General features: G+C 46.2%; 19 protein-coding genes. 3 read left to right on the top strand and 16 right to left on the bottom strand.

Translation table 11 applies throughout. The features are described from left to right. Positions 1–95: 95 nt before the first annotated feature. The 4 genes from ADIS_RS12535 to ADIS_RS12550 form a co-directional block, all read right to left on the bottom strand. Entirely contained in the window at positions 96–599 is a 504-nt protein-coding gene (locus ADIS_RS12535) for a hypothetical protein (RefSeq protein WP_035805870.1), read from the bottom strand. A gap of 114 nt (positions 600–713) precedes the next feature. Beyond that, positions 714–1,367 carry a ribulose-phosphate 3-epimerase gene (gene rpe / locus ADIS_RS12540; RefSeq protein WP_010854906.1) on the bottom strand — a complete coding sequence of 218 codons (654 nt, stop codon included), beginning with the start codon at positions 1,365–1,367 and terminating at the stop codon, positions 714–716. Between the two features lie 99 nt (positions 1,368–1,466). Continuing rightward, on the bottom strand, positions 1,467–3,101 hold the full coding sequence (locus ADIS_RS12545; RefSeq protein ID WP_010854907.1) for a S8 family serine peptidase: 1,635 nt from the start codon (positions 3,099–3,101) through the stop codon (positions 1,467–1,469). Further along, on the bottom strand, positions 3,088–3,780 hold the full coding sequence (locus ADIS_RS12550; RefSeq protein WP_010854908.1) for a hypothetical protein: 693 nt from the start codon (positions 3,778–3,780) through the stop codon (positions 3,088–3,090). The genes ADIS_RS12545 and ADIS_RS12550 overlap by 14 nt, the downstream gene beginning before the upstream one ends. 158 nt (positions 3,781–3,938) lie before the next feature. Between ADIS_RS12550 and ADIS_RS12555 the strand changes: the two genes are divergently transcribed. Further along, positions 3,939–4,568, top strand: coding sequence for a phosphoribosylanthranilate isomerase (locus ADIS_RS12555; RefSeq protein ID WP_010854909.1), 630 nt, complete (start codon positions 3,939–3,941; stop codon positions 4,566–4,568). A 14-nt stretch (positions 4,569–4,582) separates the two neighbouring features. Here ADIS_RS12555 and trmB read toward each other — a convergent pair whose 3' ends face one another. From trmB to holA, 9 genes are all read right to left on the bottom strand, one after another. Beyond that, positions 4,583–5,239: a tRNA (guanosine(46)-N7)-methyltransferase TrmB gene (trmB, locus tag ADIS_RS12560; RefSeq protein WP_010854910.1), complete on the bottom strand. Its 657-nt coding sequence runs from the start codon at positions 5,237–5,239 to the stop codon at positions 4,583–4,585. Position 5,240: 1 nt separating this feature from the next. Then, positions 5,241–6,533, bottom strand: a complete 1,293-nt coding sequence (locus ADIS_RS12565; RefSeq protein WP_010854911.1) for a bifunctional folylpolyglutamate synthase/dihydrofolate synthase — start codon at positions 6,531–6,533, stop codon at positions 5,241–5,243. Between the two features lie 9 nt (positions 6,534–6,542). Next, positions 6,543–7,499 (bottom strand): hypothetical protein, encoded by a 957-nt coding sequence (locus ADIS_RS12570; protein ID WP_010854912.1) that lies wholly within the window; start codon positions 7,497–7,499, stop codon positions 6,543–6,545. Positions 7,500–7,502: 3 nt separating this feature from the next. After that, positions 7,503–7,895: an ExbD/TolR family protein gene (locus ADIS_RS12575; protein WP_010854913.1), complete on the bottom strand. Its 393-nt coding sequence runs from the start codon at positions 7,893–7,895 to the stop codon at positions 7,503–7,505. Positions 7,896–7,901: 6 nt separating this feature from the next. Further along, complete coding sequence (locus ADIS_RS12580; protein ID WP_035805872.1) at positions 7,902–8,597, bottom strand: MotA/TolQ/ExbB proton channel family protein; 696 nt, start codon at positions 8,595–8,597, stop codon at positions 7,902–7,904. Position 8,598: 1 nt separating this feature from the next. Then, positions 8,599–9,291, bottom strand: coding sequence for an SPOR domain-containing protein (locus ADIS_RS12585; protein ID WP_010854915.1), 693 nt, complete (start codon positions 9,289–9,291; stop codon positions 8,599–8,601). Between the two features lie 103 nt (positions 9,292–9,394). Next, on the bottom strand, positions 9,395–11,074 hold the full coding sequence (locus ADIS_RS12590) for a TonB-dependent receptor (RefSeq protein ID WP_035805875.1): 1,680 nt from the start codon (positions 11,072–11,074) through the stop codon (positions 9,395–9,397). A gap of 2 nt (positions 11,075–11,076) precedes the next feature. Further along, entirely contained in the window at positions 11,077–14,061 is a 2,985-nt protein-coding gene (locus ADIS_RS12595) for a tetratricopeptide repeat protein (protein ID WP_010854917.1), read from the bottom strand. Positions 14,062–14,076: 15 nt separating this feature from the next. Continuing rightward, on the bottom strand, positions 14,077–15,096 hold the full coding sequence (holA, locus tag ADIS_RS12600; RefSeq protein ID WP_010854918.1) for a DNA polymerase III subunit delta: 1,020 nt from the start codon (positions 15,094–15,096) through the stop codon (positions 14,077–14,079). Positions 15,097–15,262: 166 nt separating this feature from the next. On the opposite strand from holA, the gene ADIS_RS12605 reads away from it, so the two are divergent. After that, the gene (locus tag ADIS_RS12605; protein ID WP_010854919.1) at positions 15,263–15,970 is read left to right on the top strand and encodes a tetratricopeptide repeat protein; all 708 of its coding nucleotides are present in this window, start codon (positions 15,263–15,265) and stop codon (positions 15,968–15,970) included. Here the strand turns inward: ADIS_RS12605 and ADIS_RS12610 are convergent. Together ADIS_RS12610 and ADIS_RS12615 are read right to left on the bottom strand one after the other, a co-directional pair. After that, entirely contained in the window at positions 15,957–16,793 is an 837-nt protein-coding gene (locus tag ADIS_RS12610; protein WP_010854920.1) for a universal stress protein, read from the bottom strand. The genes ADIS_RS12605 and ADIS_RS12610 overlap by 14 nt on opposite strands. Positions 16,794–16,806: 13 nt before the next feature. Next, a complete protein-coding gene (locus ADIS_RS12615) occupies positions 16,807–17,727 on the bottom strand; it encodes a 2-hydroxyacid dehydrogenase (protein WP_010854921.1) in 921 nt (306 codons plus the stop codon). A gap of 226 nt (positions 17,728–17,953) precedes the next feature. Here ADIS_RS12615 and ADIS_RS12620 point away from each other — a divergent pair, with 226 nt between their 5' ends. After that, entirely contained in the window at positions 17,954–18,802 is an 849-nt protein-coding gene (locus ADIS_RS12620) for a DUF2911 domain-containing protein (protein WP_010854922.1), read from the top strand. 131 nt (positions 18,803–18,933) lie between these two features. Here the strand turns inward: ADIS_RS12620 and ADIS_RS12625 are convergent, their stop codons facing one another. Beyond that, positions 18,934–21,204 carry a S9 family peptidase gene (locus ADIS_RS12625; RefSeq protein WP_010854923.1) on the bottom strand — a complete coding sequence of 757 codons (2,271 nt, stop codon included), beginning with the start codon at positions 21,202–21,204 and terminating at the stop codon, positions 18,934–18,936. Positions 21,205–21,207 lie beyond the last annotated feature (3 nt).

Consider the following 21,207-nt stretch of genomic DNA (forward strand, 5'->3'; position numbering starts at 1 on the left):
CTTTCACCACCTAGTTAGTTAACATGCACGGCACACCAAAAAAACCCTCTGTTTATGAGGGTTTTTTTGATCTATGGTAAATCGACACCAGCCTATCAGCTGTCTGCACTCACTTCGGAATCTTCGGAACGTTTTTCCTTAAGTTCCGCTTGGAGCGAATCTACTTTCTCTTTTATTTCAGGGTTCTCTTTCATCGCCTTGTTGACTTTGTTGAACGTAGCGACGCCAAGTACTTCATCGTTTTTGATCAGATCGATCTTGAATTCCCTCACCTCATCCTGAACAGAGGACATAAAGGCCAAAATATCTTCGTAGGCTTGCCTTTCATCGTCTGTTAGCTCTATCTCAGCCAATTTATCATCGTTATCCCACGCTGCCTTGATTTCATTGTATCGCCCGGCCCCATCGATCACCTCGTTGTTCCGAATCAGATCTATGAGCTCGTTGTTCTTTTGCTCGAAAAACGCCATAACGGAGTCTTCCATAACGGCAAATTTCATCAGTTCTTCCTCTGTAATTTCTTCTGCTCCATCTTGGGCAAAGGCGTTGAAACTTAGGAAGCCTACAAACAGAAGCGCTAGCAAACGTAATTTTTTCATATATGTATCCATTTTAATTAAACTTGATTACTAATTTCGGATATTTCCGATAATATCACAAGTTTAACATCAAGAAATACGCCAAAAGTTATTCAAGCGGTTTCAAAGTTGAATTTAAGCTATATTTTTTAGTTTATTTACCGTTTCGATTGGATTTTTAGAGGTGAAGATAAAATTACCAGCCACCAGTATGTCCGCTCCTGATTGCAGAAGTAAGGGGGCGTTTTCCAAGCTAACACCCCCGTCCACTTCAATTTGGGTACTCGATCCGGTCTCAACTATCAACTTTTTCAGGCGTTCGATTTTTTTGTAGGAATGCTCAATAAATTTTTGTCCCCCAAACCCGGGATTGACCGACATGATGCAGACCAAATCTACATCTTGGATAATATCTGTGAGGAATTCCACGGGGGTATGGGGATTTAATGCCACACCTGCTTTGCATTCCAGTCGCTTTATCTCAGCGAGTGTCCTGTGTAAATGATTACAGGCTTCGTAGTGGACTGTGATGTGGGCAGCGCCACAATCCTTAAAACGAACCAGGTATCGATCCGGATCCACGATCATAAGGTGTACATCCAACGGTTTTTTCGCATATCGGTGGATGGCTTCTACAATTGGCATGCCCATCGATATGTTCGGAACAAAAACCCCATCCATCACATCTACGTGGATAAACGAGGCCTCTGACTCATTGATCATTTCAACGTCACGTTGCAAATTGGCAAAGTCTGCCGCCAGTACGGAGGGAGCGATAAACGGTCTCATAATTCTTGGTTTAAATAAAGAGATTGATGCATCTGCGGTAAAAACCGCGCTTAGCGCATACTACGGAAGGCAAAAAAAGTCAAATTAATAGCTAATTCCTTACCTTTTCAGCAACTTATGGCGTTGAGCCCAGTTAGTGGACTGAAATTCAACAATATACAATCCTGGAAGTATATCCCCCACGTGAAACTCCATGGGGTTTCTCAGCTCCGAATTGCCCAGTGTCCATTGGCTTACCAAGTTACCTGCACTGGAAATCAACCGAACTCCGTTCGCCTGCGGCGGAAAATTCATCACAAACAGTCTGTCCCCTTCCAATGGATTCGGGAAAAGCGAAACAATCAGTTCCCTTACCGGCTGGCTATCTTCATCTCTGCCCAACATGGCACGTTCATAATTGGGGATTCCGTAGCCTATTTCCATGTTTGGGTTTTCCGCCTGATGGCCGCTTCGGATCAACAGTTCCTTAAGTTCGGCCATTTTTAAATTCGGATTGGCCTGCCATAGACCTGCGGCCAATGCGGCAACCTGCGGAGCGGAAAAGGAGGTTCCACTGGAAAAACTGGGACCGGAAGTGTACCTCCAAAGATTGACCCCAGTACCATAGGCCACCAAATCCGGCTTGATGCGGCCATCCGCCGTAGGACCTACGGAACTAAACCCCGCTTTTTCCAAGCTGGTGGATATGGCTCCCACAGCTAATACGTCTTTTGAGTCGGCAGGTGCAGTGACTGTACGCCAGCTTAGGTTTCCCTCATTGCCATTGCTGGTCACCACCAATATCCCTTTACTGGCGGCTATCGACGCACCGATCGAAATAATAGCCGTCTTGCCATCCATATCGTCCTTGCCGTAGTTCATATCCACATCATCGAAATGATTGTACCCCAAGGAACTATTGATGATATCCACACCAAGACTGTCCGCATATTCGGCTGCTTTGATCCAATTGTACTCTTCAATCCGAAATTCCGTGGACATATCCTCGGTGATACACAGGATGATCGATGCATCGTAGGCTCCTGCTACCAAGCGATTATCATTGGCAGCGATTAGCGAAAGTGCGCCCGTTCCATGGGTATCGGACTTGAAAACGCCCGTTGATCCCACATCCACAAAATCCCGAGTGCCAATAATCTTTCCCTGCTCAAACAAGTGCTTGAATGCAGGGATATTGTCCACATTGTGAAAGCCGGCATCAAAAACCGCAACACGCACACCCGCCCCGGTATATCCGTCAAGGTGCATCTGAGGTATGCCCAATAGCTCGTTTTGAAAATCGTAGGGCTGATAAGGATGGGCTGGGCTATCCATAGCACTGTCCACCCTTACCTCTTTTCTTCCATTTTTTGAGCTTCTGATGCCCGGCCCTCTACCGATCAGCACCGTTTCTGCCACAAATGGCCAAGATCTGATGGTGGCCATTGCCTTTTCATCTGCCACAACTACCGATGCATTTAGCCAGTGGGTATGATAGAGAACCTGACTTACCTCTGCCTCAACAGCCGCAATATAGCTATCTGCTACAGGCAGATCGGTACTGTCCAATCGAATTCTCTCCCTGTCTCTTCGAAGCAGAGAAGCCTCGGTCAGTAGCTCCCCCGGGCGGTCTAAGCTATACCTCTCGGTAGGTTTGTAATGATAGTGGATTGCATACCTATCCTGAGAATAGCCTCCATAGGTTAAAAAAACGGTAAATAGAAGTAGAAAAACCGATCGGCTAGAAGATACCATGAGTAGATAGTTTCAGATGTATAAAACGGCCTGCTTGGATAATTTGTTGTCCCAAGCAGGCGCTTCTGGAACAATAGGTGAAAACTTCTGAATAACTCTCTACCAATCCCACATTTTCGGCATAAACTTCGTACCGGTTATCCCGAAAAGTAATAAAATCGTCGTCCTCCATATGCCTGACCAAAACCGCGGAGGGAAACACCCGTTCTCCCATGGCATGGCTTCCGATCCGCTCGATGGCAAAAATCTCCGGCCCGGTGGGATTGAACAAATTAGCGTCCCATTGACGCAAGGGCTGCACCGGGTATATCAATAGAATATGCTGGCTATTGTTCATCCACCTGACTAATCTGCTTTCATCCATCCGGAGGCTGTAGGCCAGTTCATTATCCCACTGCTGCCTATCGACCGATCGTTGGCGAACCACACGATAAACCGGTTGACCCTGGGCATTTGTAAGTTCCTCGGTTATCTGATCCCGGTAAAAAAAATGGGAATCCTCGAAATCAGCCTCTCCAAAATACTCCCGTTGCTCTACCTCATAGACCCAAAACCTTCCCACTTGAAGGGGGGAAAACCGAGGGTTCATAGGTTCGGGACTCTCCCGCTCCGTCCAATCGCAGGATATGGATAACAATACCACCCCTGCCAAAAAGAAACCCTGTATCCACCTATGCATCTAACTATCAATCAATTTTGCCGACAACCTCCCATTTCACAAGCCTGATCCTGCTTCATGTCCGCAGTTTTTCTGTCCACTGGAATACAAAATGGTATTTTCAATTCAACTATCTTTGACCACGGAAAGAGATTGGAAAGTACACAATAAAAGCGAAAATGGCACTAAAAACTTTTGTAAAAATCAGTAATGTAAATAACCTTAGCGACGCCAGGTACTGCGCAGGGATGTATGTGGATTTGATAGGTTTCTGTGTGGAAGCCGACGACCCGGAATACGTAAGTCCAGATCAGTTCAAGGAAATCACCTCTTGGCTTTCAGGGCCGGAGTTTGTAGCGGAATTTAAAACCACCGACCCGGAAAAAATCCGCGAAACATTAGGCCGATATCCCGGTATCACGTACGTCCAGGCGGAGAAGGCCTCTTGCCTGCACATACTGGAAAATACAGGATACCAATTCATAATCAGGAAATCGGTGGAAGGAATGCCTGATTTAGCCGGATTGATTGATGAATGGGCAGCTTGGAGTGACAAAAACGTTATCCTTTTATTGGAAAGTAATTCCTTACCAGAACTTACGGATGCCGTGGCAGCAACAATTCGTGACCTCGCGGCCAATGGAAAGGTCCTTCTGGGCTTTGGACTGCAAGCCGACACCATAACCGATGTATTGGAACAAACAAATGTAATGGGCATTTCCCTCCGGGGAGGACACGAGATCAAGCCCGGATTAAAGGACTTTGATGAACTATCGGAAATATTGGAAGCATTGGATGATGACCAATAGGTGGTTTGTGCCGACTAACGTACGGAAAAACAAATGTATTTGATGGTTTCGCCTTTTTCGGAAAACATTTTCTCATAACGTGTTTTGATTCCTAAATGCTCGTCTCTCCAAGCTGAGGCATAAAAGTCATCTGTATCTTTCAACAACTCCACCTCGGTTCTTTCGCAAAGTATTTCACGGGTGTATTCGTAAAGACCGGTGTTGTCGGTCTTAAAATGAACCACACCTTCTTTACGGACAAGCTTTTCGTACATTTCCAAAAACCTAGGAGAAGTCAGACGCCGCTTTTCATCCCTATCCTTTGGACGGGGGTCTGGAAAGGTAATCCATAGTTCGGAAATCTCCCCTTCTCCAAAAAAATCCTCCAACCGTTCGATTTGCCCTCGCAGGAACGCTACGTTTGGCAGGTTTTCCTGAATTGCCATCGTGCTTCCCTTCCATATTCGCGACCCCTTGATATCCATCCCGATAAAGTTTCGATTGGGGTAGTTACGTGCAAGTCCCACGGTAAATTCCCCTCTGCCGCAGGCAAGTTCCACGGTGATCGGATGATCGTTGCCAAAAAAATCATTCCAGCAACCTTTGATTTTCTCGTAAAGGTCCTTCCCAGGTTGCACTACGTTACGGTTTTCCTCATTTTGACGGAACCGCTCCAACTTTTTTCTTCCCATACTATAATTCAGATAATTCGGCAACCACGAATGTGCTGCCACCAACGAAAATCAGGTCTTCGGAATGCGCGGACTTGGTTGCCCATTCCAAGGCTTCGTTTACATCTTCCACGACTTTACCGTTAAGGCCAAATCCTCTGGCATGCATGGCCAGTTCCGCTGCCGGCATCGCTCTTGGAATAGAGGCTTGGCAAAACACATAGCTGGCATCCTTAGGCAGTAAGGCAAGCACACTGCCCGCATCCTTGTCCTTGACCATTCCCATTACCATCCAAAGCCGTCGGTACGAAATTTGCCTCAGTTGCCTAACAATAAGTTCAAATGCATCTACATTATGGCCTGTATCACAGATGGTTAAAGGATTTTCACACATCCTTTGCCACCGGCCTTTAAGCCCCGTGCTTGTGACTACCTCCCTAAGACCACGGGTAATGGCAGATTCATCGAGCGGAAAACCCCAGGCAGGAAGAAGTCGACAGGCGAGAAGGATTGCCGGCAGATTTGCTAGTTGGTAATCACCGGTCAGACCAAGATGGATTTCCGACTGCACCAATTCGTATTCCCATACGTAAGGCACGGTTTGGACCTGACCAGAAGACGTACCTCTGCGTACCTTTACTTCCCTGTCGGCAAAATAAATAGGAGCTTCCCTTTCAGCAGCGGTTTTAACGAAAACTTCCTCTGTTTCGGGCTGGGAAGTTCCAATAATGATCGGTATGCCGGATTTAATAATGCCGGCTTTCTCCACCGCGATTTCCTGTAGCGTATCTCCAAGGAATTCCATGTGATCGTACCCAATGTTGGTGATGATGCTCATTATTGGCCTGATCACATTGGTACTATCGAGTCTTCCCCCCATGCCTACTTCGATAACCGCCACGTCGACACGTTCTTTTGCAAAGTAGTCAAAAGCCAGTGCCACGGTCATCTCAAAGAAGCTGGGTTTTATTGTTTCCATAAACTCCATGTTATCCCTGACAAAATCGACAACCGCTTCCTCGGAGATGGGCTGACCATTTATGCGAATCCGTTCGGTGAATGACTTGAGATGGGGAGAGGTATAGAGACCCACTTTATACCCTTGTGCTTGGAGTACAGAGGCCAGGCAATGGGAAGTGCTGCCCTTGCCATTGGTTCCTCCCACATGTATGCTTTTAAACCTATCTTGGGGATCACCTAGGTGTTTACATAGCTGTAAAGTGGGACCTAAATCCTTCTTAAAAGCGGCCGCACCTATTCGTTGGAACATAGGCAGCGCATGGAACAGGTAGTCCAAGGTCTCCTGGTAGTTCATGTAGTTGGATCAATCAACTTTTATGACAAACGTGATACGTCCGGTAGAAAAATCAGCAGTCGGATTCCCGCTTTGTCGTTTGAAGGATAGTTGGTTTACCACCGTTCGGTAGTAACTTAGTACCTCGTTGGATACATTGTATTCTAAAGGGATTGCCTGTTGGATGCGTCCATCTTGGTCTACGGTGATTCGAAAGACAATACGGCCATTTCGGGTAGATACCCTATCCTGAATATTGGGTTTGGATGCAAAATCCCATCCAGCAAGTTCAAGATTATAGCCTGCACCATCGCCTGCATTTCCGCGTCCGGATTGAAGAATTGAACGACCATCTACTGTCCCTTGGGGATTCCCTTCATCACCCGGCCTGCTAGCGCTTCCCTGGTTACTGCCTGCGCTGGGCTGGTTACCGGTACCGGTTGTTCCTCCTGCCCCAAAAATGGCCCTTGGATCCACCTTCGGCTTTTCCTCAGCCTTCGTTTCGGTTTTGGGGGCCTCTGCGGTAGCTGGACTGGTAGCGGGAGGCTGTTGACTTGGCGTGGGTTTGGGGGTTTCTTTAGCAGCTTCCGATGTGGTTTCTGCGCCTTTTAACGGACTTTCCACGCGAGACCTGGTCTCCTGCTGCCGTTGGGTTTGGGCCGGAGCAGGTCGGGCTACGGAGGTTTCAGGGGCCGCTTTGGGGACCGCAGCCTGCGTCACCTGCGTTGCAGTTTCTCCCGGAGCGGGTGCCTCTACTGCCTGTTCCCTTGCCTCAGATGGCGGTGCCTGGGTCTGTACATTTCCTGATCCACTATCGGTAAAGCCCAGATTCAATTCCAATCCAAACTGCGGGATTGGCGGAATAGGTTGTCGCCAAACCACAATAAAAAACAAACCAGTAATCACAAGTGCATTGATGATAAACGTGATTATCATCGCTTTCCTGCGATTTACCGTGTTTTCCCTATCTGTCTCCCATGCCCTCATGAACTACCTATATGGTTTTGTAGCGATTGAAACATTTGCCTCCAAGGTAGCAGCAATACCGCCGATTTCTACGAGGTATTCCACCGGAACTTCCTTGTCTATGTGAAGAACCACATGGCCCTTTTTATCCCTTAACAACGCTTCCAATTCCCTTTTTATTTCTTCACGGGCAACCCTCCTGTCGTTTACCGAAAACCTCAGGTCTTTGGTTACACTTACCGTTACCTCCTGCATCACAATGTCGGATGTCTCACTGGAAGGCAAATTTACCGGTAGACCGGAGGGCGTAATAAAGGACGAGGTGAGCATGAAGAAAATCAGCAACAGAAATATAATGTCCGTCATCGACGACATACTGAACGCCGCTTCGATTTTATTTTTTGACTGTAGCGCCATTGCCTTTTATTTCTTTTCTTGGAGCATGTCGATAAACTCAATGCTGGAATACTCCATATTATGGATCAACTTCGACACTTGAGTTACCAAGTAATTATATCCCAAATAAGCCACGATACCTACCACCAATCCGGTGGCAGTAGTGATCATTGCCTCATAAATCCCGGTCGAGAGCAACTTGGGGGAAACCATTCCTTCCTCCTGAGCCACGCCGATGAATGCCCGGATCATCCCGGCTACCGTTCCGAGGAAACCGATCATAGGTGCTGCTCCGGATACCGTGGCCAAAAGACCCAGGTTCTTCTCCAGCTTGTATATTTCGATCTTTCCTACGTTTTCGATAGCGACCTCAATGTTTTTAAGGGGGCTGCCGATCCTCTCCAGTCCCTTGTAAATCATCTGCGCCACTGGCGTGTTTTCACCCTGGCATATCAGCTTGGCCTGTTGTACGTTGCCACTCTGCACCATCATCTTTACTTGATCCATCAGTCCTTTCGGGGTTTTTGAGGCCTTCTTCAGGGTGATGGTCCGCTCCACGAAGATATACACCGCCAGAACAAACAACAGATATAAGGGTATCATCATATATCCACCTTTGATAAGCAAATCGATCAGCTCTATATTAGAGCCTGATTTTCCCATGGAAGCTACTGTGTCGACAACGAACTCGTTGTCAGTTGAAAGTGTCTGTAATAATGTCATTTTAATATTTCAAAACCCATAAATTCTCTTCAAAATCTGCCTGCACTTGTTCAATGACCGTGAGGGCTTCCGTCACATTCGCATGTTCCTCGACAGCTAACCGGAAAAAGTCAATATCTCCATAGGGGTGTATCAAATACGTTTTAAGTCCACTTTGATTTAATTTCTTTGCGTAATCCCTCGCCAGGTCATCATCAATAAAACTACCAACCACCACAAAATAACGTGGCGAACTGCCTTTTGATGTGATTTCAACCAACTTTAATTCAGTGTCCAAAACATCGGCACCCGACTGGTCTACTACCGCGATGCCCGCCTCGTCGATCTCCTCCGGGTTTACAGGCTCGTCCTCCCGAACCTCTTCCACCACCGGAGATGGTCTATCGTCCTTTGCTCCAAAATAGCCTAGAAAATACCCAACGGCACCCAAGCCTGTAATCAACAGGAGAATAAGAACCAGCACCCGGGTAGACCCTGTAGATGTCTTTTCCTCCGTGGATCCCCCGCCTTCGGGAACAGCCACTGCTTCCGACTCCTCGATGACGATGGGAGCTACAGCACTAGGGTCAGCATCATGTTCCTCCTCCTTTGGATCGTCGTGGGCCGCTAGAGGCTGAAAACTGCCTGTAGGCAAGCCGAAATCATCGTCTTCGGGAGTGGAATCTTGAGGGTTGGAGGGTTTGTTGTCCGACATATCAAAAATAGTAAGCTGTTTGAATACGCTAAGCTACGGCAAATCACTCAAATAGCCAATTTTGACCTCAAAATATACCCATTTACATTTTAGATCCATCCCATTAAAATTTCACCGTAACACCCCCTATTCCTTGGATACCTCGTACCGGATAGTTCCAAAAACGTTGATAGGATTGGTTCAACAGGTTGTTTCCCATAGTAAACACCGAAAACCTCGGAGTAATCCGGTAATCCACCTTTGCATGCAAATCGACGATGGGCTTCAAGGTCGTAGAAGTATCTGTGGCGAGATTTATCGCTGATATCCCTCCCAACAAATGGGCATTTAACTGAATCATCCATTTAGGATCGGGCAAGAGGGTGTTGTGCACCTTGATCTCCCACTCCGGACGATGCCATGGGCTGTTTAAGTCTGTCAATGTGTACTGATAGTAATTAATTTCACCATCCACCCGGTAGACTCCTTCGTAGTTCCAGTTTGCACTTACGTGATAACTCAATACCCGACTGATGTCGTCGTAAATCAACTGGAAGCGGGTACTGTCACCCGCGCTATTGCCGAAGAAGTGCATATTTGAGAAATTACCATACTTCACCCCTGCTTTATAGTTTAATTCCTCCAAGATATTTCCGGACACACCCAGGTCAACTTCGTAATTCTGGATGGTGTTTCTGAGTTGATCACTTGGACCCAGAAAGGGATTTTCCCTGACAAAATCGTGATAGGTTCTTCGTATTACATCGCCCGCATAGGATGCATAAACTCCAAAGGCCGGCACAGGATGGAAGGAAGCGTTAGCTACCGGAAAAACGTGAAAGTCCCTATTTTTATTAGGTACAATGTCATTTTCATGAATGACATTGGCTCCGATTTTTATCCGAAGCCCCTTGGTTTGATAGCGGGCATAGGGATGCAGCTTAAAATAATTTCTGTTGATCGCAGTATACGTAGCATCAGACGGCGAGGTGAAATGTAGGTTTGTCTCTATGCCTCCGTCCAATTCATCGTTGGCCCGAAATCCCACGAGAGCGGTGACACTTGCTTCATGTTCACGGGCAAGGTAGTTGTCGTTAAAAAGACGTAGATTTACCGTAGCCTGGTAGTTGAATACATCCAATTGTTCTATCTTCCGAATACCCAATCGTCCATAGGCTGAGTGCAATAATTGTCCGAGCTCAAAAGGGGAGCCTACAGCTACGATATTTTCCGAGTATCCATAAAAATTATAGGTATCCCTTTCATATCCCAGATCGCCAAAAATCTCCATGTCATCCCTAAACAGCGAACCGTTTGCTTTTACTTCGGTGTGGTCTTCAGCTGAATTTGGTCCATCTACAGGCCCCTGGTAAAACCCCTGATGTTTCAGTTTCACCCCATAGGAGCGGTCTTCGCTGTTCAGGTTGTTTATTTGGATCTCCGCCAATGGAGACTGGTAGTTTCCATATCCGAGCTTGGCAAAGCTGTGATAGGTTTCATAAGCCGGCTTAGGGAAATTTTTTACAAAGGGTTGCGTATCCAAATCCACCGGTGTCATATCAAGGAAAAAATCCTTTACGGAATACGTGAAACTGGCCTGGCTATTCACCGCGGGAAGGGTTGGCGGACGCTCATTGATTCTCGGCTGGTTTGGCAACGTAAGAACCCGGTCTTTGCGAATAATAAATTCCGTATCGCGAATTTCACCCCTTTCGGCTCCACGTGTATTATCTTGAGCCATGGCAGGAACCGTTAATCCTGCCCATAGAACGATGAGTATAAGAAATTTGAGTGCTTGGTTCATAATCAGTTGATCGTTCTTAATAGCTGCCTGGCTTCTTCTTTTACCTGTTCATTCGTAGAATTCCCTACGATCGATTCCAAAGTGGCCTTGGCCTGAAAAGTTTCGTTTAATTTAAGATAGTTTCTTGCCAACAGAATAAACTGCTTACCGTACCAAAAATCATAAACTCCAAAAGGCTGGGATTCGTCGAAAATCAACTCATTCGAACGTGCGAATTGCTGATCCTCGTTCAACCAAAGTGCCGTTAGGTAAAGACCTTCGGCTCCCTGTACCGTTTTGAAGTCGGAATACAGTTCTTTGAGGACCGCACGGGCTTCGTTTGTCCTGCTCATTTCCTTAAGGGATTTCCCTTTGACCAACAAGGCTTTGGGGGTTGCATCAATGGTGATGTCCCCCATTCCGACTACTCTATCCGCATACTCAACCGCCAATTCATATTGCTTGACGCGGTAATGGGCCTCCATAAGGCCACTCAATGCTTCGTATTCCTCGATTTTTGTTCTTACATGCTGAAGGCCGATTGTCAGGAATCGAATGGCTTCCGCATAATTTCCCCGGTCGAACTCCAACGTACCAATTCGCTGGATAGATCTGTTTTTTAAAGATGCCTCCGGCGTCTTTTCAGCAAGGTAAAAGTATTCAAGTGCTTTGTTTTTGTCACCCAGACGGAAATAGGAATCGCCAATGAAAAACTGCGCCTCAGGAACCTGAGAAGCATTGGGGTAACTTCGGATAAAGTTTTCAAATGCACGTATGGCCTCCGAATAGGAACGGTTGAAAAAGAGGTTTTTGGCCGTTTCAAATTCAAGCCCCTGAAGAGAAGCACTGCCCGGATTGGATCGTTTGTAATTGGCAAGGTAGGAGGAAAACTCTCCTGCCCTTCCCTGTAGGGTAAGACTCTCCTGAAGGCCTACCAATGCGGATTCTACGTTGGGGGCATTGGGATGTCCATCCAATATCGCCTTGTAATCCCTGATCGCACCATCATAGTCCCTCATGGAATAATTGGCCACTGCCCGGCCTTCCAATGCAAAGGGAATAAACGGGCTATTGGCTCTGTTATTTATCAGATCCGTAAATCCTTGCCTTGCCTCCTGATACCTTGTCATCTCCATGAAAATCTGGGCACGCTGAAACAGGGCGTCTTCGTAATACCGACTGTTTGGAAATCCACTGATTACCCTGTTCAGCTGATCGATCGCCTCGATGTTGCGGTTTTCGAAATTATGGATCACGCCCACACGGAAGTAGGCATAGTCAGTGTATGGACTGTTTTCCCGTATGGCCCGATTGAAGGTATCCAACGCTTCCCGGAATTTCTTTTGCACGTAGTAAGTATCTCCAAGTCGAACCAGGGCGTCGTTGTAGTTTTCCCTATCCCTGCTATTACGCAACTTATCGGTATAGGCTTTGAACTGGGCTTCTGCCTGCGGATACCGCTGGGCGTTAAAATAGGCATACCCCAACCCATAGTGGGTTTTGATAAGACTTGGATCCTGCGCGTTCGGCCTCATGGCGATTAAGCCCTCGTAGGCTTTAATGGCTTCGTCCATGTTGCCATTTGCCGCATGGGTTTCCCCTTTCCAAAACTGACTTTGAACCGCCAGATTCCTGTCTATCGGATAGGTTTGGGATTTATTCAGCATCTGTAGTGCACTCCCGTATTTACCGTCCCGGAAATAAACCATTGCCTGGTAGAAAGCCACCTTTTGGTAGGCGGCTTTGATCCGGTCGGATTTATTTGGCATCCTGTCCATGTGCTCAATGGCACGAAGGTAATTGTTTGTATTGATCAGCGCATCACTCAACAAACTCTCTGCTTCTCTCGCCCTCGGCCCGTTACGGTAGACATCCAAATAGGTATCCAGTGCGTTAACGGCATCTTGAAAGCTGCCTCGCTCTAGGTTGACCTTTGCATAGTTGAAAAGTGCCTCTTCCTTGATCGCTGGGTCGTGGTCGGCTTTATATGCCGCACTAAAACTGTTGGATGCAAATTGGGAATTGTTCAACTTGACGTAGGAATGCCCCAAATAATAGCTGGATACCTGGCCAAGCCTGTCGTTCCCGATTGCGACTTCCTTAAAATAATTGCTGGCCTCGGTGTACCTGCCTACATGGAAATGAGCTACACCGGCTTTGTACTGCTGTTCCCGGGTAAGGCGGCCCTTGTTGGCTGCCGTAAACGCAGCATAGTTGATGGCGGCCTGTTCGTAGTTTCGCTTTTCGAAATAGGCCTCGGCGAGAAGCAATTGAATACCTTCTTTACGCTCCAGACCCTGTCTGGATAAAATACCGGGGGCGTACGCGATCAACTCATCGTACTGACGCTGCCTATAATAGATCGAAGCCAGCATGTAGGGCACCTTTCCAGCGTATGACTGTGCTTTTTCCGCTTCCTTAAAATCCCGAATAGCTTTCTCATGTTGCTGTTGCATCATATACGCATAGCCGGCGTAATAATAGGCATCCGCCAAGTAGTCACTTCGAAACCTTTTCGCTCCTTCAAAATAGTTTATCGATTCACTGTAATTTTTGACCATGAAAAAGGCATACCCGGTCTTAAAGAGAATCTTTGCCTTATCTTCTCCATACAAGAAATCATCGTTGATTCGCCGATAGTTTTCAATGGCCTTGGGATAGTTACGGGACAAAAAATAAAAATCCCCCAGTTCTTCCGCGGCGACATTCATCAACGTTTCCTTTGGATGGTCAACGATGAATTTCTCCAACAGAGTAGGGCCGTCGGGGTTATCGGACTTCAGGGCAGATGAAGCGATGTAGTATTCAGAGGCTACTCTCCTCGACTCGGGAAGTGATAGGGCAAGTAACCGGGTAAACTCAATTTTAGAGGCCGAAAACTGGTCTTTTTGGTAAAGCTCCAACGCATCATCAAATTGCTTTTCCGGGCTGTTTTGATATAGCGTGGACTGGGCCGAAGTTTTCAAATGGAAAACGACGACAAAAAAAACGATTAATTTTATCTTCATAAATGCTTTTCGGGCTTAGTGCAGTACTTTGAAAACCAGTTCCTTCAATATCTGAGAGGATTCCATATAAGTGTCTACTCCTTTGGAACGAATATCCGCCTCCCTTAGGTATCCGATAATATCAATAACCTTGCCTAATGAGTAATTTTTTGCAGCTGTCACGTATTCTTTTACAAAAAAGGGATTCACTTTAAGTACACCGGCGAGCTCCCGATCACCCAGGTTTTTATTGCCATACACCAGTAAGATACGATTAAAATGGATAAACAACACCGTGATAATGGGTATTAACGGGTTAGATTTCGGGTTTTGGGCAAAGTACTGAATAATTGCGTTGGCTTTTACCACATCACGAAAGCTCAACGCTTTGGTAAGCTCAAACGTGTTGTACTCCTTACTGATTCCAATGTACCGCTGTATGTGGTCAGTTGTAATCTTTACCGGATCCGGAAAGTTTATCAGCATCTTGTCTATTTCATTCGTCAGCACTTCTAGATTACTGCCTATAGACTCAGCCAGGACTTGAGATGCTTTGGGATCAATCGAGAAGCCCTTTTCCCGGATGTACTCTTCGATGTAGGGGGAAAGCTTGTATTCCGGCACTTTGTCGGATTTAACCAATACGGCGTGCTTGTCCAGTTCCTTTCCAAGTGCCTTTCTCCCATCGACGGTTTTGTATTTGTGAGCGAAAACCAGGATGGTACTTGGAAGCGGATTTTTCAGGTAACTGATCAATAGGTTATCGCCTGATTCCTTACCAAGATCTTCTATCAGTTGGGCCTCCTTTACAATGACAACCTGCCGATCTGCCATCATGGGAAACCTTTTTGCGTTGGTGATTACGGTACTCAGGTTTACATCCTTTCCATACATTACCACTTGGTTAAACCCCCTATCCTGAAGCGGTATAGCATGGTTTTCGATGTAGTGGGTCAGCTTGTCGATAAAGTAGGGTTCTTCACCCTGAATAAAATAAACGGGGGCAAATTTTCCGTTTTTTAGATCCTTAAAAACACTTTCAGGAGTACTGGGCATGAATACACAAATAAGTTGTCAAAGATAGCTAAAATTGGGGATTGGTTGTTATTTCAGCCGTGATTTACAGTATAAATCACACCTGTCTTTTGATAAAAAACACTCCCCCAAGGAAACAAATTCGAATGATTATTTGTAAGTATGACAGGAAAAGACAAACAACAAGGTGGCAACAGTAGATCAAGGCATATCCAAGTACAAAGAGGGCAAATTTGACGAGGCCCTAGTAGTTTTCGAAAAGGTATTGGTTTCGATTCCAGGCGATGTGGAATGTTTAACTTACCGGGCGCGTACCTATTCGAGGCTCGGGCGATTTGAGGATTCCTTGGTGGATTTTGACACTGCCTTGCGGGGCAACAACTTTAACTGCGACCTAATCAGCGACCGTGCGGTTGTGCTGCACCTAATGGGCCGAAACGAGGAAGCTCTCGCGGAATTGGACAGAGCTCAAAACCTGGAACCCAAAAACCCTTATAGGTATTCAAGCCGCGCATTCCTAAAAGATCGGATGGGTGACTTAAACGGTGCCTTGGCTGATTATGAAATCGCCATCGAGTTGGATCCCGAGGATGCCATTTCGTTGAACAACAAAGGTATCGTAGAGGAAAAACTTGGCTATCGGGCTAAATCCAAAAAAAGCTTCGCCAAGGCGGATGAGTTGATCGGCTATAAACCCATGAAGCCAAGCATGGAATCCAGTGAAAAAGACAGCCACACCAGAACAAAGGTTACACCTGCATACATCAATGAAAACAAAAGGGACACCAAGTTGTCTTTCTCCTATGTAGTCGATACCTGTAAAGAGCTTCTATCCAATGGTGAGGCTAGAAATGAGTTTTGGAATTTCGTCAGAAACGGATTTAAACGGTCTTGATCACATACAGGGGCTTGTTGATAAAGTAGGACATTTTCCGGGAAAGGTTTTTGGTGAAAAGGCTCTCAAACCACGATTTCTTTTTGCTTAGCGTAAACAGGACATCGCCCTTGGCCGAGATGAGGTAGCTCTCCAACCCAAGACCTGGATCGTCGCGGTAGGCTTTTAGAACATAATTTACCTTTTCGTATTTGATAAATGGACTGATTTCGCCGACCATCGCCTGATGCAATGCCCGGTCGATGGTTCTCATTTTTGTGCCTACGTGTACTACATCAACCTCGCTGTTGTAATGGGACGCGAGTGAAATTACTTTCTGAATGGCCAGTTTGTCTTCTTCCAAGTAATCAGTGGCATAAACAAACTTTCGTGGCTTCTTAAAATACACTTTTCGTGGAATAATGAACACATCCTGAGCGGCCTGTTCCACCACTTTGCTGGTCTTGGTGCCAATGTAATTTTGTTTGAAGTCATTCACCCCTTCGGTACCCATTACGATCATGTCCACCCTTTGCTCATTCGCATAATCTAAGATTGTCTGAACCGTCTTTCCCTCTTTGATTACCGATAGGCAGTCGATCAGCCCATTCTTCAGACTCTCCTGCTTCACGGTATCTGCCAGGTTTTTGATCTTGGTTGCCGCAAAGCTGTGCCAGTGGTCGGTTTCGGATGGCCCCATCAGCTTACGATAGTCATCTATACTGGGTACATGAAAAAGAACCAAAATGGCCCTATGGTACTCCCCGAGCCTAGCTGCATACTCAATGGCGTTTAAGGAACACTCGGAAAAGTCTGTGGGGCAAAGGATAGTAAAAGGCTTCATAGGTTTGATAGATTTAGTATCCCTGGTTTACATCGATCTGATTGGATAATGGCTGATTGCCCCTCCTTCTTCGATGGTTGTCCAGGATTTGGGGAACTGCCGCTTCATACATGGTAATACATGCGATGTGAGGGGTAATCATAATCTTCGGATGATTCCAAAAGGGATGGTTTTCCGGAAGGGGTTCTTGCCTAAATACATCCAGCAGTGCGCCAGACACCCATCCTTCGGACAATGCCTCCATTAGATCTTCTTCGATCAGGTGCTTGCCCCTAGCCACATTTATTAGGTAGGTTCCGGGAGTAAACCGGCTAAACAAATCCTTGTTTAAAAAACCCTCTGTTTTTTCAGTAAGAGGCAGTAAGCAGACCACGACATTGACCTTTTCCAAAAATGTATCCAGTTGGTCACCATAGAAATAGGGATGTCGAAATTCGGGCTTTGGACTGTTGCCATAACCGAATGCCGGTATGCCTATTGCCTTGAGCTTATCCAATACGTCTCCCCCTAATTGACCCGTCCCCATCACGCCAACCGACACATCAATTTCCGGATCGCTCATATCCCAGGTTCTGGAGATTTTATATTCTTGGTACCTGGTGAATTGCCGGTGGTAATTTAAAATTCCCATGATGACATAGTTGGTCATGCTATAGGTGAGACGGGGATCTACGATACGCGTTACGGGAACTCCCTCTGGCAAATTTGGGTCTGCTACGATATGATCAACCCCTGAACCCATAGAGCATATAAGCCTTAGATTAGGGTATTCCATCAAAATTCCATGGGGGTGTTGCCACACAACTACCGTTTCTACCTCTTCGGGCCTTGCTATATCCGGATATACTTCCAACTTCAGTGAAGGATCGAGCTTTTGGAATGTTCGAACCCAATCCGACACCTCTTTAAATGGCGCGACTATTGCTATACTCATTAAATGATAAGGTCTTTAAATTAACTCTAAAGTTTTATTCAATATAAAAACTAACACCCTCAAAAATCAACCCCGCAAACGTAAACTTAACTTACTGTTCCATTTTACTGGAACATGCCTTCTTTTTCTATAACTTTAGCCCGTGGATTTACTCTCGGAAAGCTACGGGTGAAGGCTTTTTATCTACTAAGTGATTAAGTAAGAACCAATATAATTAATAAACCATATGTTTACAAAATATTTTCTTTCTCTGACAACTTGCTTTGCCCTATTTATAACTATCGCGGAGGCCCAAATCCAAATGCCTCAGGCGAGTCCTCCCTCAAAAACAACCCAATTGGTCGGTTTGACGCAAATTTCTTTGGAATATAGCAGACCTAGTGTCAGAGACAGAAAGATATTTGGTACACTTGTACCTTATGGGGAGGTGTGGCGCACCGGTGCCAATTCAGCGACCACGTTTGAATTTTCCACGGATGTTTCCATAGAAGGACGGTCGTTACCAGCGGGTAAATACGCGCTTTACAGTATTCCTGGTAGCTCAACTTGGACCCTTATCTTCTACCGAAACACCTCGCTCTGGGGTGCCATTGGCTACGACCCAAAGGACGACGTCTTTCGCATACAAGTACCTCGGCGAAAGCTGAAGAGCTCAGTTGAAACGTTTGAAATTGGTTTTAACAATATTACTGATACAGGGACTACAATTCGTCTACAGTGGGAAAAATCAGAGGTTTCTTTTCGCATAGAAACGGAAGTAGATGCCATCGTAATGAAGCAAATTGAGGATCAAGTGATCAATAAAACACCAAGCAACCCAGGGGTATACTTCCAAGCCGCCACGTATTATTTCAACACCGGCAAAGACTTATCGAAAGCTCTGGAGTGGGTCACCAAGTCTGTCGAGGCCGATCCCAAATACTGGACAATCCACCTAAAAGCCAAAATTGAACAGAAACTTGGACTGAATGACGCCGCGATAAAATCGGCCCAAACAAGTATGGAAATGGCCCGCAAGGAAAACAACCCGGATTATATCCGTCTTAACGAACAGCTTATCAAGTCCATAAAATAAGCCGCATGCATTGAGGCTATCGTATCCAGATAGCCTCAATTTTTTTGGCGGCGTACCACGAAACTTCCTAAAGTTGCCTTCTAAGATGCTGCCAGCCAAACCTTCCCCATCCCACCAAATTGGGATTCACTTCATTTCGTTACCAGTTTATAGTGAAGCAGTGGCTTCTCCCCCAGTAGATGTTCAATGAAGTAATCCCATCGCTTTTTGGTAAAGTAGTCGCCATCCGTCCGGCCAAAACTATGGTTCCTACTTGGCCAAATAAACAGGTCAAAATCCTTCCCTTCCTTTACCAATGCCTCTATAAACTTAAACGTACCCGAGGGGTTTACGTTTTCGTCCATGGATCCGTGAGCCAAGAGCAATCTTCCCTTTAGGTTGCCGGCGTTTCGGACATTGGACTGCTCCTCATAAAAATCACCCACAGGATATCCCATATACATTTCTGGCCACCAGGCCTTTTCCATCCGTTGATCGTGATTTCCTGCAGAAGAAACCCCAACCTTAAAAAAGTCGGGATGGAGTAACATCGCTCGGGCTGCATCGTACCCGCCTGCAGAATGTCCGAAGATTCCTACCCGATCCAAGTCCAGGAAAGTATGTTTTGCCGCAAGTTGACGAATGGCCAGTACATGGTCCGTGGTTCCGTCGCCCAAGTTTCGATAAGAAGCATCCTGAAATTTCTTGGATCTACCGGCTGTACCTAGGCCATCTACCGTAACAACCACAAACCCAAGCTCTGCTAAGGATTGTTGAAGCCCTAAAAGCGCCCCTTTAAAAGTCTTGGGGGTAATGGCCGTATGGGGACCGGTATAGCTATAGTTTACAACGGGATATTTTTTTGCAGGATCAAAATCAGAGGGTATATGGTAGATACCAAATAAATGGGTTTCACCGTCTTTTGCCATCGCCGTAAATTCTCTTGGCGATTTATAGCCACGCGAATATACATGGGAAGCATCTGCTTCGGACACCTTCATCCACTTAGACCCATCTTCCAGCCGTCTAACCTCGGATTGCGTTGGCTGATCTACAGTGGAAAAATTGGTGACAAAATACCTTGAATCAGGAGAAAGCGAAACCTCATGATACGCATTTTCTTCAGTTAGAAGCTTCAATCCTGACCCGTTCATATTCACTTTGTAAAGATGCGGATAGTAAGGATTTCGTCCCCATTCCTTACCTGAAGCCATAAAGTAGACAAGGTCCCCTTCACTGTCTACGTGAACCACATCTGTGACCGGGTACTCTCCGGAGGTTATCTGTTGGAGTTGTCTGCCACTTTGCCAGTCATAAAGGTATAGATGTCGCCAACCCGATTTTTCCGAACCGAGCAAAAACCGATCCTGACCAATTTTTCTGAAGAAATGCTGGTAATCTATATGGGTATCCTGCTTCTCGGTATGTACGATCCTCGTTTTCCCGCTCATTACATCCACCTCTATAACATCATACCGTTTAAATCCACGATGATAAAATATTCCGTAGATAGTGCCTCCCTTGGAATCCCAGCGCAACTGCGCAGGCATGAAATGGGGACTTTTTAAATGGGGCAAAACGGTTTTTTGGCCTGACTCGAGGTCAAAAACTACTGGAATTTCATAGACAACCGTGGTATCCCCCGGCGAACCTCTAAAATACCCATACAGCTCGGGACGATATCGGTCGTCTTGGCTATAGTCCAGCAGGAACATCTTTTCTGCCAGCCGAGTATCGTGGAGTCCAGTGAGAATTTTCTTTGAATCCGGCGACCAAACCGCGTGAAAATTTTCAGGCCTTATCCCCTGCTCGCCTTTCATCAGATCGCTCCACCCGTATCGGTTGGCATAGCTAAGTTCTTTCGTTCCATCAGAGCTCAATCTCCTTTCCACTCCTGTCCCTACATCCCGAACGTAAAGATTGTAATCCTTCGAAAACGCCTCCCAACGACCATCGGGTGAAAGGATAGTGCCGGAGGAAACCTTGGGCTCTTCAGTCTTTTCCAAGGCATCCGTATCGGGATCGTAGCTCCACCGGTGACCCCTCCAGCTAAATTCAATCAAACCATCGTTGCCGGGCTGAATACGGCTAAACGGCAAATCATCCGAACTAATTTCCTCGCCCGAAGCTTCCGCTAAGCGATGGGCCAACTTATTGTGGTCAAAAGCTTCTCGGGTTGTTTTTTCGGATATGGTTGTCACGAAAAAACGCTTTCCTTCCTCGGTTTGGGTTACATGCCAAAATGCGGCAGAATCCCGCAACCAATTGGGTGAGACTTCCATATGGAACACCTGCTTTTGAAGATTTCCGCTCAAAAAATAGGAAGCCTTACGGTAGGTTTCTTCTGTCACCTGTGCCTGAACGGTCAGTGCAATACACAGCAGAATAGGAACGCCAAAGAAGGCAGGGATGAGCCTTTGCATTTT

The sequence above is a fragment of the Lunatimonas lonarensis genome (assembly GCF_000390185.1).
GTDB classification, from domain to species: Bacteria; Bacteroidota; Bacteroidia; order Cytophagales; family Cyclobacteriaceae; genus Lunatimonas; species Lunatimonas lonarensis.